The following is a 17,242-nucleotide window of genomic DNA, read 5'->3' as shown; positions in this document are numbered from 1 at the left end:
GACTTCGCCACACTTCCCCCTATATAAGGGGCTGTTCCGGCGCGCCTGAAGTCCACTAAGGCCAGGGTTTGGTCCGGATGCCGGTTTGGCCGAGGGGAGACCCGTGCAGACGACGCTGCTCGGATTGGCGATTGCCTTCATTATTGCGCTGCTGGCCGCGCTGATCGGGCCTTACTACGTCGACTGGAACCGGTTCAGGCCCCAGTTCGAGGCGGAGGCTGGCAAGATCATCGGCGTGCCGGTGCGGGTCGCGGGCGAGCTCGACGCGCGTCTGTTGCCGGCGCCGACGCTGCGGTTGCGCCAGGTCACCTTCGGCGGCAACAACGATCTCGGCCGCCTGCGCGCCGACAAGCTCGATGTCGAGTTCAGCCTGGGCTCATTGATGCGCGGCGAATGGCGCGCCACCGAGCTTTCGGTGGGCGGCATGGCGGTCGATCTTGGTCTCGATGCCCGGGGGCGGCTCGATCTGCCCTCCACCGCGAGCGGCACCTTCAATCTGGCCTCGCTCGCCATCGAGCGGGTGAATCTCACCGGCCGCATTGCGCTCCACGATGCCGCCAGCCGCTCGACGCTGGAGCTGAACGACATCGCCTTCTCCGGCGACGTCCGCTCACTCGCGGGCTCGGTGCGCGGCGACGGCAGGTTCACCGCCGCCGGGGTGCGCTATCCGTTCCGCGTCTCCTCCGGCCCGAGCGCCGACGGCAGCGCCACCCGTCTCCATCTCAACATCGATCCCGGCGAGCGTGCCATCCTCGCCGATCTCGAAGGCGTGCTCGCCTTCGACAATCGCCTGCCGAAATTCGACGGTGCGCTGACGCTGGCCGTACCGGCGGTCAAGAAGGCGGGCGAGGCGGGTCCAACGCCGTGGAAGCTCACGACCAAGCTTAGGGCGGATCCAGCCGGTGCGAAGTTCGAGCAGATCGACGCGAGCTTCGGCGCTGAAGACAATGCGCTGAAGCTCGGCGGCGTCGGCGACCTCAAATTCGGCGCCTCGCCGCTGCTGCGCGCGGTGCTGTCGGCGCGCCAGGTCGATGCCGACAGGCTCGCGGGCAAGGACGATGCCGAGCCGCTTCGCATCCTGCCGGCGCTGCGCGCGGGGCTGGCTGCCATTCCGCAGGCGCCGATCCCGGCGCAGATCGAGTTCAATTCCGACCAGATCATGCTCGGCGGCCGCCCGCTGCAGAACATCGCGGCCGAGCTTCAGACCGATGGAAGGTCCTGGACCTTCCAGCGCCTCGAGCTGCGCGCGCCCGGCATGACGCAGCTCTCGCTCAACGGCGCAGCTCCCGGCGCCGACAGTTTCAGCGGTCGTCTCAGTGTCGAATCCTCCGATCCTGACGCGCTGATGGCCTGGTTGCAGGGCCGCAGCGAGATCAACCGCCGCAGCACGCGGCCGCTGCGCCTTGCCGGCGACGTAACCATCGCCGCCAACCATCTCGCCATCGACAGGCTGAAGGCCGACATCGAAGGCGGCGCCGTCACGGGCCGCATCGCCTTCGTGCAAACAGGCGCGAGAAAGGGCTCGCGGATCGACGCCGAGCTCAAGGCCGACCGGCTCGATCTCGACGCCGCCGCGAGCTTTGTGCGCGCGCTCGCGGGGCCGCAGGGCGAATGGCCGGAAGAGGCAAAGCTCTCGCTCGATATCGGCCGCGCCATCTCCGCCGGCCAGGAGCTGCGGCCGTTCGCGGCAAAGCTCGGTTACGGCCCGGCATCGCTGTCGCTGGAGCAGCTGCGCTTCGGCCAGGCCAGCGGCGTGACCACCGAGGCGAGCGGCAGCTTCGACCGCACCAAGGCCACCGGCAAGCTCGCGCTGAAATCCTCGGCCAATGCGCTGCGCGAGCTCACCGCGTTGATCGAGCCGTTTGCGCCTGCGGTCCGCGCCCGTTTCGATGCCATCCCCTCATTACCAGGCGCGACCCGCCTCAAGCTCGATCTCAGCCTCGACAGGAATGCCGAGCATGCCGATCGCAGCAATGCCCGCGCCGTGCTCGACCTCGACGCGCCGCAGCTCAAGGCCAGTGCGACGCTGGCTGCGCAGACGCCGGTGGCGGCGGTCAACGGCATCGACATCGACAAATTGCGCAACAGCGACTTCACGCTGGACTCGAAGATATCGACGCCGCAGGCCGGCGCGCTGCTGGCGCTGCTCGGGCTCGATCGCGTGGTGGCCGCAGGCGAGGGCGCGTCGCAATTCGAAGGCAAGCTGACCGGTGCATGGCGGCGGCCGTTGCAATTGAACGCAAAGCTCAGCGGCGGCGGGCTCGACGCCGATGCGCAGGGCAGCGTCGAACTGTCGGAGCCGAAAGCCAGCGTGAACCTGCGCGTGCGCAACGCCAATCTGGCGCCGCTGTTCGGGACCAGCCCGGCCGGCAAATCGATGCAGGCCGTCAGCCTGTCCTCCCGCCTCACGCTCTCCGGCAACCGCCTGACCTTCGACGATCTCGACGGCAATGCAGGGGGCTCGCATTTGCGCGGTCATCTGGCGGTGATGCTCGATCAGGAAAGGAGCGTCGACGGCGAAGTCGGCCTCGATACGCTCGATCTGGCGCCCGCGCTGGCGATGGCGATCGGCGCGGCGGGACACGAGTCCGGCGAGCCGCTGAGCGCGGGGTTGTTGGGCGGCTGGCGCGGCCGCATCGCTTTCCAGGCGTTGCGCGGGATGTTGCCCGGCGGCATCGAGCTGCGCCCGTTCGGCGGCACGCTGCGAAGCGACGGCCAGTCGCTCGCACTCGATGCATTGAAGGGCGGTCTCAGTGGCGGCGAGATGTCGGCGAGCTTCGACGCACGCAACGGCGCGAATGGTCTTGCGCTGAACGCGCGCATCGATCTCAGCAATGTCGATGCGGCGACGCTGCGCTACCGCGATCTCGCGCTGCCGAAGGGGCGCGCCTCGGTGCAGATGGCGCTGACCAGCCAGGGCCGCAGCGTCGCGGCGCTCACCGGTGCGCTCGCCGGCAACGGCACGGTGACGCTGGACTCCGCGGAAATCGGCGGCCTCAATCCGCGCGCCTTCGAGATCGCGATCCGCGCCAGCGACGGCGGCCAGGTCGCCGACGACAACCGCCTGCGGCAGCTGGTCGAGCCCGCGCTTGCCGCCGCACCGATCGCGGTGGCCTCGGCGCAGATCCCGTTCACGATCCGCGACGGTCGCTTGCGCGTCGGCGCCACGCCGCTGGAAGCGAAGAACGCCCGCGCCATCGTCTCCGGCGGCTATGACATTCCCGCCGACCAGGCCGACATCCGCGCCAGCCTGACGCCGATCATGACCGGCCTCTCCGGCGCCCCGCCGGAGATCCAGCTGTTCGCGGCCGGCCCTCCCGACAAGCTCAATCGCACCATCGACCTTGCGCCGCTGTCGTCCTGGCTTGCGGTGCGCACGATCGATCGCGAGACGCGCCGGCTCGACGCCATCGAGCGTGGCGAGCCGCCGCCGGCGACCGCGGCGCTGCCGACGCTGGTGTCTCCGGATGCAACGCCCGAGCAGGCGCCGGTTAACGTGCCGCTGCCGGGCCAGGATCCGCGCCGCGCGCCGTCAAAGCCGAAAGCCGCGCCGCTGCCGAAGGCTCCGCAGGCCGCTCCCGCAGCTCCAAGCCCGCCGCTTGCCCAACAGCTTGCGCCGCTGCCGCCGGCCATCGACGTGAAGCCCGCTCCGGGTCCGCCGCCCGCCAAGCCCAAGCCGAAGCCGCCGCTGGTGCTGACGCCGCAGAATCCGTAAGGGTGCCCTTGTTTAGGGAGATGAACCCGCGGGCTCGGTGCAGCCTCTCCCGCTTGCGGGGGAGGTCGGCGCGAAGCGCCGGGTGGGGGCTCTCTCCACATTGGGAGTCTCTCCGTTGAGACACCCTCTCCCCAACCCTCTCCCGCAAGCGGGAGAGGGAGCGCACCTTCCGAGCCGCCTTGTCCGCCGGTAAACCCATTCCCTCGCATTTGAATGAATTTTGCCCGGCAAAACTGATTTGCCGATTTTACCGAATTCTCGCGTTTGATCTCTAGCGTCAGTTCCCAGGGAATCCGGTGTCCCGCCACGAGCGGCGGGGCGGCGCGCCAAAAGAACTGCCAAGAATTGGGGTTATCGAGATGAACGGGGCGAAAACGCTTCTACAGGATCTGGACGACGCGATCGCGCGCGGCACTGACGAGAGCCGGGCCAAGGCGTTGTGGCATGCGACCGACATTCTGATCACCGGCCGCTACAGCGACGACGAGATCAGCATGTTCGGCGAGGTCATCGGGCGGCTCGCCGACGAGATCGAGGTCGCTGCGCGCGCGCAGCTCTCGGAGCTGATGTCGGCGTGCGATCACGCTCCGCTCAACGTCATCGAAAAGCTGGCGCTCGACGACGAGATCGAGGTCGCAGGTCCCGTGCTGCGCGACTCCACTCGCCTCGACGAGAAGATGCTGGTCGAGAGCGCCATGACCAAGGGCCAGTCGCATCTGCTCGCAATCGCCCAGCGCAAATCGATTGGCGAGGCCGTCACCGACGTGCTGGTCAAGCGCGGCGATCAGGAGGTCGTGACGTCGGTTGCCAGGAACGAGGGCGCGCGCTTCTCCGGTTCGGGCCTGTTGCACATGGTCCGGCGCGCCGAAGGCGATTCGATCCTCGCCGAGCAGCTTGGCCTGCGCAAGGACGTGCCGCGCCACATCTTCCAGCAGCTGATCTCGAAGGCGTCGGAAGACGTTCGCCGCCGCCTCGAGACCGAGCGGCCGGAAATGATGGCGCAGATCCAGAGCTCGGTGACCGAGGTCACCGGCGATCTCCAGTCCAAGTTCGGCCCGTCCTCCCGCAGCTATTTCGTCGCCAAGCGCGTGGTGACGACGCAGCATCGCCAGGGCAACCTCAACCAGGATTCGATCTCGAACTATGCGCGCCAGCACCGCTTCGACGAGGTGCAGATCGGCCTGTCGCTGCTGTCGGCGCTGCCGGTCGACGTGATCGAGCGCGCGATGATGGACCGTAACCGTGAGATGATTCTGGTGCTGTGCAAGGCGCTCGACTTCTCCTGGGACACGACCATGTCGCTGCTGTTCCTCGGCGCCAAGGATCATCTGATCACGGCGCGCGAGCTGCACGAAAACGAGCGCGATTTCGGCCGGCTCAAGATCGAGACCTCGCGTAGCGTCTTGAAGTTCTACCAGTCGCGCAAGACCGCGGATTCCACCGCGGGCGGCCGTCAGCCCGAGCTTCAGGTCCACTGAGCATCGTCCCGGAATTCGAAGGGGAGTATTTGCAATGTTGCCTCAATTCGGCACCGCGGTTCGCAAGAAGAGCCTCAACAGCGCCGTCACCGCCGATCTCGGCGGCGGAGCACCCGACAAGGCGTCGGTGGACGCGGCCTGGCTCGTGCTGGAAGCCGCCAATGACCTCGGCGATCACGCCGCGATCGACGCCTGCCGCCGCGTCATCGACGCCGAGCTGACCGGCACGGTGGCCGGAAGCTCCGACATCGATCTCGTGTTGGGGTATTTCAGGTAGGATCCGCGAGGCCGCGCGGCGACGTCATCATGCATAAACAACAAGCTAAAGCGCGATGACGCTCCATCCTGATCGCATCGCGCCTTAAGGGACTGGGCGGCTCAACCTCTTGCGTGGTGGTTACGTCGTCACCGCGCAGGAGGACCCGCGGCTCTCATCGACGGATGCGGTAGATCACCACGTCCTCACCGTGACGGTTCGTACTCCGCTCGAGCAGGTAATTCGATTTCTCCAGCACACGGCGCGATGCGCCGTTTGCGACATAGACGATGCCGATGAGAGACGGCAGCTCGAGTTGTGACAGCCCGATCCGAGTGAGCGCAGCCGCGATCTCGCTGGCAAATCCGCGGCCCCAGATGCCGCGCACGAACGCGTAGGCGATCTCGATCTCGTCGACGTCATCCACCAGGATGTGCCGGATGCCCGCCCGTCCGGCAAAGGCGCCGTCTTTCGTGCGCAGGGTCCACAGGCCGAAGCCGTATTGATCCCAATGCGCCATGTTGGCGACGAGATATTTCTCCGTTGCCTCCGCCGAGCGCACGCCGCCGAGATAACGCGACGCTTCGGGATCCAGATGGAGCGCGACGAGGTCGGCGAGGTGACTTTCGTTCAGCCGCTCGGCGTTCAGGTTGTCGGTACTGAAGCGATTCATGGAAGCAGAGTGTCGCCCGGAGCTGGTCGCGATCTGGATGTTATCGAGGCCGATGATGCCATCGTGCCGCTGTTTTGCCCGACAGGTCAACCGGCGCGCGGCGCTTTAGGTCGTTGTTCAAGCATGATCTTTTCGGAAAACCGCTGCGCACTCTTCCGGATCATGCTTTAGACCGGGCCGTGCGAGCCGGGCGGAACCATGTAGAGCGTCATCGCGAAGATCGCGTAGATGCAGAGCAGGAGCGCGCCGACGAACCAGGCGGAGCGTCCGCCATTGGTGACGAAGCTCGTCACCACGGCGGCGATCATGACCATGGTCACCGCGCCCGGCCAGAATTGAAGATCCATGGGCTGCGGCCCGACAACGTAGCTCAGCAGCACCAGAACGGGTGCGACGAACAAGGCGATCTGGCTGGCGCTTCCGAGCGCGATGCTCACGCTCATGTCGAGCCGGTTGCGGCGTGCCGCGGAAAACGCCACGGCCATCTCGGCCGCGGCCCCGACCAGGGCAACGACGATGAACCCGACGAATGCCGGGGTCATGCCGAGCGTTTCGGCGGCCTTCTGCACCGACGCGACGAAGATTTCGCTCACGAGCGCAACCAGCACGGTGACGATCCCCAGTGTCGGAACGGCGATTGCAATCGGCAGTATCGGACCACCAGCCTCGCCATGGTCGCTGCTTGCAAACAGATCCTTGTGCGTCTTCAGCGAGAACAGCAGGCCGAGACCGTAGGCCGCAATCAGCAGGACCGCCAGGGCGGTGCTCAAGCGCTGCACCGTCGCCTCGTGTCCGGGAAAGTCGAGATCGGCCACGGCCGAGGGTGACAACAGGGCAATCGTGGCCATCAGCAACAGCGCGGAATGGAGCCTGCCACCCGCCCGGTTGTATTCCTGCACGCGATGCCTCAATCCGCCCAGAAACAGCGATGCGCCCAGCATGAACAGCGAGTTGGTCACGATCGCACCCGCGATCGAGGCTTTGACCAGCATGTATTGACCGGCCTGCAACGCTGTGACCGCGATGATGAGCTCCGTGAGATTGCCAAGCGTGGCGTTCAACAGCCCGCCGACCGCATCGCCTGTCTTCTCGGCCACGGCCTCCGTCGCGTGGCTGAGCAGGCTCGCGAGCGGCACGATGGCGATCACGGCCAGCACGAACAGCAGCGTATGCGCGTCCGGCATGAGATGCTCGAGCACGATCACGACAGGCACGACAATCAGCAGCCACAGCAGCGGGCTGTGCCGGATTTCCCTGAGGAGAGCATTCATGGTCCGTCCTTCGCGGTCAGACCTCGACGCTGCCGCCGGAGAGGGGCCCGGTGTTGATCTAGCTCAACGGCTTGCGCGCCTCGAACCGGCGCCTCAATAGCAGGGCGGCTGATATCCGCACGCCCGGCGATAGCCATAGGCGCCAAAGGCGGCGGCTCCCGCCGCTGCTGCGCTGCATCTGGCCTTCCTCGCTGGCGAATTCGACAAGCCATTCGAGTTGATCTGCATCAAGCGCTGCGATCACGGCCAAACCACAACAACAACCGGGCTGGTTGGGGAGGTGTTGGTGTGAGCGATGATTCCGACTTGGTACGTCACCTTTGAAGTTCGAAAACGGGGGCTACTTTTGAGACAGCGGAGTCCGCGTGAGACGAAGACTTTCGCGACCGAGCATGAAGCCAAGCTGTTCGCGCGTGCCAGGCTCGACGAGGGGCTTGCGGTCTTTGCAGGCACGATCAACCCCCATCTTCCCAGGCGGCTCATCCCATCCTCCGGCATCCACGCTTGGCTTGCCGACGAACAAGACAGCACCTCCCGCTCCGAGATGGATGGCGAGTAAGCACGTTATCGTGCACAGACGTGGCGCTTGGGTGTTGCCATTTTGGTACGGGCCAAAGCCTCCCTCCCGCGTAACCTTCGAGACGTTCGCAATATGCACGCCAGCCTGCATAAGGCTCAATTTTTGAACGGAAGAGATGTAGGAAAAGGGGATACGACGATGAAGAAGCTCTCGATAGCTGCGATCGGCTTCGCGGCGCTGAGCATGGTGGCTCCGGCCATGGCTGCCGATATGGCTGTCAAGGCAGCGCCGCCGCCGGTACCTGTGATGGCAGTCTATAACTGGACGGGATTCTACATCGGCGCCAACGGCGGCTGGGGGCAGAGCCGTGGCTGCGTGGACTTCGTGACGGCCGCAGGGACGCTCGCAAGTGGTTGCGCCGATCGCTCCGGCGGCTTGATCGGCGGACAGCTCGGGTATCGCTGGCAGACCAATCAGTTTGTGCTCGGCCTGGAAGCGCAGGGCGATTGGGCCGAGATCAAGAACACGCGTGTCAGCCTGATTGATCCGCTGGTCTCGACCACGGGCAAGACAGATGGCATCGGGCTCTTCACGGCCCAGGTAGGTTGGGCATGGAACGCCTCGCTGTTTTACCTGAAGGGCGGTGCGGCGGTGACCCGTAATCGCTTCGACATTTTCAACAACGTCACGGGCGTTGGCCTCGCCTCCGCAGGTCACACGCGCTGGGGCGGTGCTCTCGGTGTCGGCTGGGAATACGGCTTCACGCCGAACTGGTCGGTCGGTGTCGAGTACGACCATCTCTGGATGGGGCGCGACAACACCGCCTTCGCAGCCGGCGTGGTCACGCCCGGCGGGCTCGCGCTCACGGGCAGCGGCGTCACCCAGGATATCGACATGGTCACACTTCGGCTGAACTATCGCTTCGGCGGTTACGGCGCGCCGGTCACGGCTCGCTACTGATCTCAGGTCTTCCCGGTGAACTCAGGCCCCGGCATCGACCGGGGCCTTTTTCGTGGGAGATGAACAGACACGCGGCGCGTTCGAGTGCCGCACGAGCGCCATTGCGATCACCAGTCCCGGTAGCCAAACCACCCGAACTGTGGTTGCCGCGCCGCCAGAACCATCTGCGGCGTCGGGTGTCGTTTCGATCGCGTCGCAATGTGTTGCGGCCTTCGCGGCCGCTTGTGCTCGACGGATTCGCGCTGCGGCGAGTCCGCGCGCGCCATCGCGAGTGCATTGGCAACCGCGGATGTCTCCGCCCGAATGACCGGCGGCTCTGTGCGGGCGAGGGAAGGAGGCTCCGTAGTCGAAGGTGCAGATGCGACCGCCACGATCACTGGCGCGGTCATATCGAGGACCACACGCTCGGGCCATTTGCGGTCCGAGTGAATGCGTATGGTTGCCCGATCCGCGGTCGTCCTCTCGGCGACTTGCGCGCCGGGCAGACAAAAGTCGGCAACGAACAGGAGCGCGAGCAACGCCGCTCCGACCTTCCAGAAATAGGCCAATAACGGCATCCCGGTCGCTCCGTGCCCCCACAATGGCCCAGCTTGCGACGACGTTCCGCTAGTCTCCGACTCGTTGCGCGAGGCAGCTTGATCCAGATCAAGCGCGCGAAATATCTCAACCTGGTCCTGGCGACTCTTTGAGGATGTCACTGGATCAATGCTTTGCCCGACGATGCCGCGCCTCGGTAGCAGCATGCAGCTCGACCGCTGCCGCAGCTTCGCAGCAGTCTGGTCGCGCGTCGGCAAAGCTCGTGACTTGCGAGCCAGACCTGTGCGGCATCGATGGTCTTCGGGAGAATGGCATCGTGCCAGTTTTTCGCCCGACCAGGCAGCCGAGACGACTCTCGCCCGCGCGTAAGCCATTGATTTCACAACCCCTGTCTACTGTGCATGGGGTTGTTTTCGCGAATTTTGTTTGGAGGGGCTGCTAGCCGGCGCCCAGCGCCACCGCGACGTTGTAGGTCAGGAGGCTCGCGGCATAGGCCAGTACCAGCATGTAGGTGAAGGTCACGGCCATCCAGGTCCAGCTTCCGGTCTCGCGCCGGATCACGGCCAGCGTCGAGGCGCATTGCGGGGCGAAGATGTACCAGGCCAGCATCGACAGCGCGGTGGCGAGCGACCATTTCGTCGCCAGCACCTGGCCGATCTGCTCGGCCGCTTCCTTGCCGCCCTCGATCGCATAGACGGTGCCGAGCGCCGCGACCGCGACCTCGCGGGCCGCCATGCCCGGGATCAGCGCCACCGCGATCTGCCAGTTGAAGCCGACCGGCGCGAGCAGCGGTTCGAGCGCCTTGCCGATCATCGCGGCCAGGCTGAAGTCGATGGCGGGCTCGGTGGCGCCCGCCGGAGGCTGCGGGAACGAGGCCAGGAACCAGATAAGCACCATCATCGAGAAGATCGTGGTGCCGGCGCGGTACAGGAACATCTTGGCGCGGGTGAAGATGCCGATCACGATCGATTTCAGCCGCGGCATCTTGTAGTCCGGCAGCTCGAGCATGAACGGCGCCGGCGCATAGTCGCGCAGCATGAAGAACTTGATCAGGAACGAGACGAGAAGCGCGCTGATGATGCCGCAGCCATAGAGGCCGAACATCACGAGGCCCTGCAGGTTGATGAAGCCCCAGACGTCCTTCGCAGGGATGAAAGCCGAGATGATCAGCGTGTAGACCGGAATACGCGCCGAGCAGGTCATCAGCGGCGCGATCAGGATCGTGGTCAGCCGGTCGCGCTTGTTGTCGATCACGCGCGTCGCCATGATGCCGGGAATGGCGCAGGCAAAGCTCGACAGCAGCGGAATGAAGGCGCGGCCGTGCAGGCCAGCGCCGCCCATGATGCGGTCCATCAGGAACGCGGCGCGCGCCATGTAGCCGAAATCTTCCAGCAGCAGGATGAACAGGAAGATGAGGATGATCTGCGGCAGGAACACGATGACGCTGCCGACGCCGGAGATCACGCCATTCTGCAGGAAGCTCTGCAACAGGCCGTCGGGCAGAGTGGCCTGCACGAGCTCCCCGAGCGCGTCGAAGCCGGACTTGAGCACGTCCATTGCCGGTTGCGCCCAGGCGAACACGGCCTGGAACATCACGAACAGGATCAGAGCGAGCACGATGAGGCCGCCAACCGGATGCAGCACGATCGCGTCGATCCGCGCGGTCCATGTGTCGGGCCTGGCAGGCAGGCTGACGCAGTCGGCGATGATGCGGTCGGCCTCGCGCTGGGTCGCGCGCAATTCGGAGACACTGAGCGCGCGCCAGCTGTTCGCCTCCGCCTCGGCGGCGAGCTTTGCCGAGACCTCGTCGGTCAGCTTCAAGAGGTCGGCGGTGCCGCCCTTGCGCACCGCGATCGAGGTGACCACGGGCAAGCCGAGCTCCTTGGCGAGCCGCTCCGTGTCGACGGTGATGCCGCGGCGGGCCGCGATGTCGAACATGTTGAGCACGAGCAGCATCGGCCGTCCGGTGCGCTTGAGCTCGAGCAGCAGGCGGATGGTCAGCCGCAAATTGGTCGAATCGGCCACGCACAGCACGAGGTCGGGCACGGTCTCGCCGGAGGCCTTGCCGAGCACGAAGTCGCGGGTGATCTCCTCGTCCGGGCTGCGGCCGCGCAGCGAATAGGTGCCGGGCAGGTCGACCACCGAGACCTGGCGTCCCAGCGGAGTGACGAAGAAGCCTTCCTTGCGCTCGACGGTGACGCCCGGATAGTTCGCGACCTTCTGCCGGCTGCCGGTCAGGGCATTGAACAGCGAGGTCTTGCCGCTGTTCGGCGTGCCCACCAGGGCGAGATGCAGCAGGGGTAATTCCATGGAATCACTGGTCCGGGATCAGAGGTCCGGTCGCTGTCTAGGCGACGATGATGGCCATGGCCTCGCGGCGGCGGACCGCAATCGTGATGCTGTCGACCCGCACGGCGATCGGGTCGCGCCCCACCAGCCCCTCGTGCAGGACCTCGACCCGGGCGCCCTCGACGAAGCCGAGCTCGATCAGGCGGCTCTCGAGCTCGATGTCGGAGAGCGCCGAGCCCGCCTCGCGAGCGGAAAGATGCTGGATGACGCCGGTATAGCCGCGCTGGGCCAGACCCAGCGGCATGTGCGGGCGCGTGTCATTGGTGTCGGTCATGCCCTGTATTTTCAACGCAAGGCATTGAGGTCAAGCGCGCGCGCTCGCTGAAACCGCACCTTAGAGTGATTTTAAAGTGCAGATCGCGGAGCGCCGTCCAAGGCGCCCCGGCGGTTACTGGGCCGCGACCTTGTCCGGCTGGGGGGCCATGGCCCGGCTCTTGAAGTAGTCCAGCACGAACAGGCGGATCGCCGACGACAAATTGCCCTGCTGGCGGTTGTTGTCGATCTCGCCGACCAGCTCGGACAACGTCATGTTGCGCAAGCCGGAGATCTCCTTCATGCCGTTCCAGAACGCCTCTTCCAGGCTGACGCTGGTCTTGTGCCCGGCGACGACGATCGACCGTTTCACGACGGGCGACTTCATGGCTGCTCCTCGCGATCGATCTGGTGCTGGTCCAACTGATGCTGGTCCAGATGCGCCTTCGCCTTGTCCGCGCGCGTCTCCTGCGCCGACCGTTCCGCCTTCGTGCGGCCGAACTTCGTCCGGTTGGCGTCCGCCTGCTTCGCCGAGGCTTCCCGTTCGGCGCGCTTCCTGAAACGATTCAGGTTGATGACGTTCCCCATGCCGCGTCTCCATCATCCGATCCTTTCCAGGCAGGATGAAACACTCAGAAACAGGGTGCCGCACTGCGCACCACAAGACTTGATCGCCATTCGCTTGTCCTCGTCAATCGGCCTCTCGGGCCATCAAACGATGAATTTCGCCCCCGTCGAGGGGCGGAAGGGCTGCGTAGCACGCCGTCCTGCCGGAACATTGACGGTAATCAAATCCCGCCCCCAAAGCCGCACATTTCTAGGGCGCCGAGCGTCCGTATCATTACGGATGGCTATCGGAATTCGGAGTTCTATCCCGGGCTGGTCATCTTCTCGGGGCGTACCAGGCGATCGAACTCATCAGCCGAGACGAAGCCGAGCCGCAGCGCTTCCTCCTTCAGCGTGGTGCCGTTGGCATGGGCCGTCTTGGCCACCTTGGCGGCGTTGTCGTAGCCGATCTTCGGGGCGAGCGCCGTCACCAGCATCAGCGAACGCTGCATCAGCTCACTTATGCGCTTTTCGTCGGCACGGATGCCGCTCACGCAATGCTCGGTAAAGGATCGCGCCGCATCCGCCATCAGGCGGACCGAGTGCAGCATGTTGTAGGCGAGCACGGGCTTGTAGACGTTGAGCTCGAAATGGCCCTGGCTGCCGGCCACCGTGATCGCGGTGTGATTGCCGAACACCTGGCAGCACACCATGGTCACCGCCTCGCACTGGGTCGGGTTGACCTTGCCCGGCATGATCGAGGAGCCCGGCTCGTTCTCCGGCAGGATGAGCTCGCCGAGCCCCGAGCGCGGGCCTGATCCCAGTAGGCGGATGTCGTTGGCGATCTTGAACAGCCCTGTCGCGACCGAGTTGATGGCGCCGTGCGCCAGCACGTAGGCGTCGTTGGAGGCCAGTGCCTCGAATTTGTTGGCGGCGCTGGTGAAGGGCAACTTCGTGATCCCGACCACGTGCTTGGCGAAAAGCTTCGCGAAGCGCGGCTTCGAGTTGAGGCCGGTGCCGACGGCGGTGCCGCCCTGCGCCAGCGGATAGAGGTCCTTCACCGCGCTCCTGAGCCGGGCGATGCCGCTTTCGACCTGCGCGGCATAGCCGGAAAACTCCTGGCCGAGCGTCAGGGGCGTGGCATCCTGCGTATGAGTCCGGCCGATCTTGACGATTTTTGCGAACGCTTTCTCCTTCTTGCGCAGCGCGCGGAGCAGCTCATCGAGCGCAGGAATGAGGTCGGCATTGATGCGGCTCGCGGCCGCGATATGCATCGCGGTCGGGAACGAATCGTTCGACGATTGGCTCATGTTGACGTGATCGTTGGGATGCACCGGCTTCTTGGCGCCGAGCTCGCCGCCGAGCAGCTCATTGGCGCGGTTTGCGATCACCTCGTTGAGGTTCATGTTGCTCTGCGTGCCCGAGCCGGTCTGCCACACGACAAGCGGGAAATGGTCATCGAGCTTGCCCTCGATCACTTCGCGCGCGGCGCGGATGATGGCGCCCGCGCGGCGCCGGTCGAGCAGGCCGAGCTCGAGGTTGGACTGCGCGGCCGCGAGCTTGACGATGCCGAGCGCGTGCACGAGCGAGATCGGCATGCGGTCGGTGCCGATGCGGAAGTTCTGGCGCGAGCGCTCGGTCTGCGCCCCCCAATAACGATTGGAGGGGACCTCGATGGGGCCGAAACTGTCGGTCTCGATGCGGGTGTCGGGGCGGGCAGTCTTCGATCGGTCAGTCTTCGAGCGGGCAGTTTTGGCCATGAGCACATCCATCCTGCCGCCCGAAATGCCGCGCGGCCGTTTCATGTGCTCTTCTATACAGACAGTTTGGCCGGGCGCGATGGCTCCGGCCCCAACCTAGATCATTTCTTGCGGAAACGATCGAGCCGCACGACTTCGGCGCCGCCCTGGTTCGGAGCCGCCGGCTCCTCCGTGCCTTCCGCCGTTTCAGGGGCAGGCGTCTGCACGGCGACGGCCGACGGCGCGGGAGCTGTCGGCAGCGTTTCGGGCGCGACCTCGGCGACGTCGGACGTGTCGAACTGCAGGCCGAATTTCACGGACGGATCGAGGAAGCTCTTGATGGCGCTGAACGGCACGATCAGCCGCTCCGGAATGCCGCCGAAGGACAGGCCGACCTCGAAGCGGTCCTCGAGCACGGTCAGGTCCCAGAACTGATGCTGCAGGATGATCGTCATCTCTTCCGGATATTGCGCCAGCAGCCGCGGCGACAGCTTCACGCCCTCGGCCTTCGACACGAAGGTGATGAAGAAATGGTGCTCGCCCGGCAGGCCCTGGGCCGCGGCATCGGTCAGCACCTTCCGCAGCACGCCGCGCAGCGCGTCGCGGGCCAGCACATCGTATCGGATATGATCGGTCGCCATGGTGGTCCTGTTGCATCCCCGAAGCCGGACCGTGCCGACCCGACTCGCCAAGCCGCAATAGTACCGCGCCTGACGGGTCAGCAGGAGTCCCCGCCGGGGAAGAAATCAAGAGTAAAGTGGAGGCTTCTGTTGCCAGGTGCCTCCGAACCCCGCCTAACGGAGCTTAACCCGTTAGGACTTTAAGATGGTCTTTCAAACTGCGTTACGCAGCCTGAGCAACCGGAGCAAAGTTGTCGTTGGCAACTATTGCAGTAGCCCGATAACGGCGGAACAATACCGGGAAAAAGTACGCCCTTTACGCCCTCGTCGATCCTATTTCGCCCCCGCCAAAGCCCACTTCGGGATGACCCGTTGGTGGGCTTTGGTGGAGGCGCCGGGTACCGCCCCCGGGTCCGAATGGTTTATTGCGACGACCGTTTATTTCCATAGCCGGCGAACCGGCAGCCCCAATATAGGGCGCAAAGGGTTTGAAAAACAGGGGGTTTTGAACGTTCCCGCGCAGTTCCCTTGGGATAGGTTCCGGACGGAGGCGCGCCTGGCCTTAGCGACGTCGCGGCCGGCGTTCTAAGCTTCTGAGATGTCCGAGGATTCAGCACCGGCCGGCCGAGCGCCAGGCCTGTTGCTGCCGCCGACGCTGATCATGACGGTGCTTGCGATCATCTACGCCCGTTACGGCGACCTCGACGTGCTGCGCCGCAGCCTCGCCGGCATCTCCTGCGCGGCGGTAGGCCTCGTGATCGCAGTAGTGGTCCGCATGATGACGCCGCTGCTGAAGCGGACGAATCCCCTCGCATTGATCCTGATGGCCGGCGTGTTTCTCGCCATCGGCGTGCCTCGCCTGCCGCTTCCGGCGGTGCTGCTGGTCGCGATCCCCGTCAGTGTCGGCGCCACTTTTTTCCTGCGGCGGAAAGTAGCAGCATGAAGCCCGAGAATCCGATCTGGGCGCTGATCTCCACCTTTGGACTGATGTCGCTGTTCGCGGTCGGCGGCGCCGCGGCGGCGGTGGCCGAGATGCACCGCATCGCGGTCGAGGTGCATCACTGGATGACCGACAAGCAGTTCACCGACGCCTATGCGATCGCGCAGCTCTCGCCAGGTCCGAACGTGCTTATCGTGACCTTAATCGGCTATGCCGTCGCCGGCATCCCCGGCGCACTGGCGGCGACGGCTGGCGATGTGCCTGCCGACGGCGCTGCTTGCCTATTATGTCAGCCGCCTCCTCAGCCCAGCAAATCGCGCTGGCCCGGCTTGATCCAGGCTGCACTGGTTCCGCTTTCGATCGGATTGATGGCGGCAAGTGCCTTGATCCTGGCCCAGTCGACCGATCGCACAATTGCTGCGGTGCTCCTGACCGCAATGGTTGCGGTGATCGCCGCGGTCCCGCGCATCAATCCACTCTGGCTCCTGCTCGCCGGGGGACTGTTGGGTTTTGCTGGCATTGTGTAATGAAAATCGCTAGGCAGTGATCCGGGCGGGGGACCCAGTTCCAGCCGATTTAGAACAACAGTGCTCGTGACTTACCGGTCGCGGAGGAGACATGCATGGCCGATACGATGGGCCACACGGCGACAGCCACCCGAAATACCCAGGTGGCGCTCGGCTTCTGTCTGCTGGCGATGGCGCCGCAGATTTTCGAATTCATCTGGTCGATAGGGACGATTTTCGGTTGGGGCGCGGGACGCGGCCCGGCCACGGTCGTGATCAGCCACGTCACCGCGTTGCTCGCCGGTGCGCCCAGTACGTTGATGGGAGCGGCCACCGGTGACACCAAGAAGGCGTCGTCCGAGGTGCTGCTGGCGCTGATCTATTCCTATCCGATCTTCGTGGTCGCGATCGTCACGCTGTTCATGACCATCAGGTCGGCGCAGGACTATGTCGGCGGGGTCATCCTGATGGCGCTGGCCCTGTTTGCGCTGTGGGCCTCGAGCGATCTGCAGGGGATGCGCGGCTTCTCCTTCGGCGCCGGCACCGCGCCGCGGATGTTCGGCGGACTGCTGGTCGCCTTGTCCGCCGGCATCGCCCTGACCGGACTTCTGACCGATGGGCCGACGATGGCCCATTACTCGTGGCGCGGGCCGCTGTTCGTGATGGCCGCGATCCTGTTCTTCGCGCTGGCGATCCGGCCGCTCGGCCTCGTGGTCACGGCCTTTGCGAGCTTCATGATCGCCGCGACGGGGTCGCATGAGACGCGCTGGCTGGAGGCCGCCATCGTCGGCGCCTGCCTGACGATCGGCTGCGCGATTCTTTTTCCCTACGTGCTCGGGCTGCCGATGCCGATGTACCCGCGTTTCATGATCCAGTGAGG

Annotated in this window: 17 protein-coding genes and 1 other RNA gene; 8 read left to right on the top strand and 10 right to left on the bottom strand. The window is 65.3% G+C overall.

Translation table 11 applies throughout. The annotated features are described in order from the left end of the window. Positions 1 to 103 precede the first annotated feature (103 nt). The 3 genes from GGD67_RS23315 to GGD67_RS23305 all read left to right on the top strand — a co-directional run bounded on the left by GGD67_RS23315 (position 104) and on the right by GGD67_RS23305 (position 5,470). Complete coding sequence (locus GGD67_RS23315; RefSeq protein WP_179736111.1) at positions 104 to 3,715, top strand: AsmA-like C-terminal region-containing protein; 3,612 nt, start codon at positions 104 to 106, stop codon at positions 3,713 to 3,715. A 359-nt stretch (positions 3,716 to 4,074) separates the two neighbouring features. After that, a complete protein-coding gene (locus tag GGD67_RS23310; RefSeq protein WP_018319694.1) occupies positions 4,075 to 5,193 on the top strand; it encodes a DUF2336 domain-containing protein in 1,119 nt (372 codons plus the stop codon). 34 nt (positions 5,194 to 5,227) lie between these two features. Continuing rightward, positions 5,228 to 5,470 carry a hypothetical protein gene (locus GGD67_RS23305; protein WP_018319695.1) on the top strand — a complete coding sequence of 81 codons (243 nt, stop codon included), beginning with the start codon at positions 5,228 to 5,230 and terminating at the stop codon, positions 5,468 to 5,470. Positions 5,471 to 5,624: 154 nt separating this feature from the next. On the opposite strand, the gene GGD67_RS23300 is transcribed toward GGD67_RS23305, so the two are convergent. Both GGD67_RS23300 and cax read right to left on the bottom strand, forming a co-directional pair. Further along, positions 5,625 to 6,122 (bottom strand): GNAT family N-acetyltransferase, encoded by a 498-nt coding sequence (locus GGD67_RS23300; RefSeq protein WP_018319696.1) that lies wholly within the window; start codon positions 6,120 to 6,122, stop codon positions 5,625 to 5,627. 167 nt (positions 6,123 to 6,289) lie between these two features. Then, entirely contained in the window at positions 6,290 to 7,393 is a 1,104-nt protein-coding gene (gene cax, locus GGD67_RS23295; protein WP_179736109.1) for a calcium/proton exchanger, read from the bottom strand. Between the two features lie 295 nt (positions 7,394 to 7,688). Here cax and GGD67_RS23290 point away from each other — a divergent pair, with 295 nt between their 5' ends. After that, on the top strand, positions 7,689 to 7,952 hold the full coding sequence (locus GGD67_RS23290) for a hypothetical protein (protein WP_092253962.1): 264 nt from the start codon (positions 7,689 to 7,691) through the stop codon (positions 7,950 to 7,952). A 159-nt stretch (positions 7,953 to 8,111) separates the two neighbouring features. Then, positions 8,112 to 8,873 carry an outer membrane protein gene (locus GGD67_RS23285; RefSeq protein WP_091961499.1) on the top strand — a complete coding sequence of 254 codons (762 nt, stop codon included), beginning with the start codon at positions 8,112 to 8,114 and terminating at the stop codon, positions 8,871 to 8,873. A gap of 107 nt (positions 8,874 to 8,980) precedes the next feature. On the opposite strand, the gene GGD67_RS23280 is transcribed toward GGD67_RS23285, so the two are convergent. The 8 genes from GGD67_RS23280 to ssrA all read right to left on the bottom strand — a co-directional run bounded on the left by GGD67_RS23280 (position 8,981) and on the right by ssrA (position 15,418). After that, positions 8,981 to 9,430, bottom strand: coding sequence for a hypothetical protein (locus GGD67_RS23280; protein ID WP_018319699.1), 450 nt, complete (start codon positions 9,428 to 9,430; stop codon positions 8,981 to 8,983). 418 nt (positions 9,431 to 9,848) lie between these two features. Next, positions 9,849 to 11,720: a ferrous iron transporter B gene (locus GGD67_RS23275; RefSeq protein WP_179736107.1), complete on the bottom strand. Its 1,872-nt coding sequence runs from the start codon at positions 11,718 to 11,720 to the stop codon at positions 9,849 to 9,851. Positions 11,721 to 11,757: 37 nt separating this feature from the next. Then, the gene (locus GGD67_RS23270; protein WP_018319701.1) at positions 11,758 to 12,033 is read right to left on the bottom strand and encodes a ferrous iron transport protein A; all 276 of its coding nucleotides are present in this window, start codon (positions 12,031 to 12,033) and stop codon (positions 11,758 to 11,760) included. Between the two features lie 114 nt (positions 12,034 to 12,147). Then, positions 12,148 to 12,399 (bottom strand): ribbon-helix-helix domain-containing protein, encoded by a 252-nt coding sequence (locus GGD67_RS23265; protein WP_018319702.1) that lies wholly within the window; start codon positions 12,397 to 12,399, stop codon positions 12,148 to 12,150. Further along, on the bottom strand, positions 12,396 to 12,599 hold the full coding sequence (locus GGD67_RS23260; RefSeq protein WP_018319703.1) for a DUF4169 family protein: 204 nt from the start codon (positions 12,597 to 12,599) through the stop codon (positions 12,396 to 12,398). The genes GGD67_RS23265 and GGD67_RS23260 overlap by 4 nt, the downstream gene beginning before the upstream one ends. Before the next feature lie 281 nt (positions 12,600 to 12,880). Further along, entirely contained in the window at positions 12,881 to 14,329 is a 1,449-nt protein-coding gene (gene fumC, locus GGD67_RS23255; protein ID WP_179736377.1) for a class II fumarate hydratase, read from the bottom strand. An 89-nt stretch (positions 14,330 to 14,418) separates the two neighbouring features. Further along, on the bottom strand, positions 14,419 to 14,937 hold the full coding sequence (locus GGD67_RS23250) for an SspB family protein (protein ID WP_018319705.1): 519 nt from the start codon (positions 14,935 to 14,937) through the stop codon (positions 14,419 to 14,421). Between the two features lie 115 nt (positions 14,938 to 15,052). Beyond that, positions 15,053 to 15,418: a transfer-messenger RNA gene (ssrA, locus tag GGD67_RS23245) on the bottom strand. Between the two features lie 96 nt (positions 15,419 to 15,514). On the opposite strand from ssrA, the gene GGD67_RS23240 reads away from it, so the two are divergent. The 3 genes from GGD67_RS23240 (at position 15,515) to GGD67_RS23230 (ending at position 17,240) form a co-directional block, all read left to right on the top strand. Further along, complete coding sequence (locus GGD67_RS23240; protein ID WP_246790849.1) at positions 15,515 to 15,859, top strand: chromate transporter; 345 nt, start codon at positions 15,515 to 15,517, stop codon at positions 15,857 to 15,859. Then, entirely contained in the window at positions 15,856 to 16,383 is a 528-nt protein-coding gene (locus GGD67_RS23235) for a chromate transporter (RefSeq protein ID WP_179736105.1), read from the top strand. Before GGD67_RS23240 ends, GGD67_RS23235 begins: the two co-directional genes overlap by 4 nt. A gap of 95 nt (positions 16,384 to 16,478) precedes the next feature. After that, positions 16,479 to 17,240, top strand: a complete 762-nt coding sequence (locus GGD67_RS23230; protein ID WP_179736103.1) for a tripartite tricarboxylate transporter TctB family protein — start codon at positions 16,479 to 16,481, stop codon at positions 17,238 to 17,240. Positions 17,241 to 17,242: the final 2 nt, after the last annotated feature.

The organism is Bradyrhizobium sp. IAR9 (assembly GCF_013408065.1).
In the GTDB taxonomy this organism is placed as follows: domain Bacteria; phylum Pseudomonadota; class Alphaproteobacteria; order Rhizobiales; family Xanthobacteraceae; genus Bradyrhizobium.
This window is presented reverse-complemented; position numbering and strand designations above follow the sequence as displayed.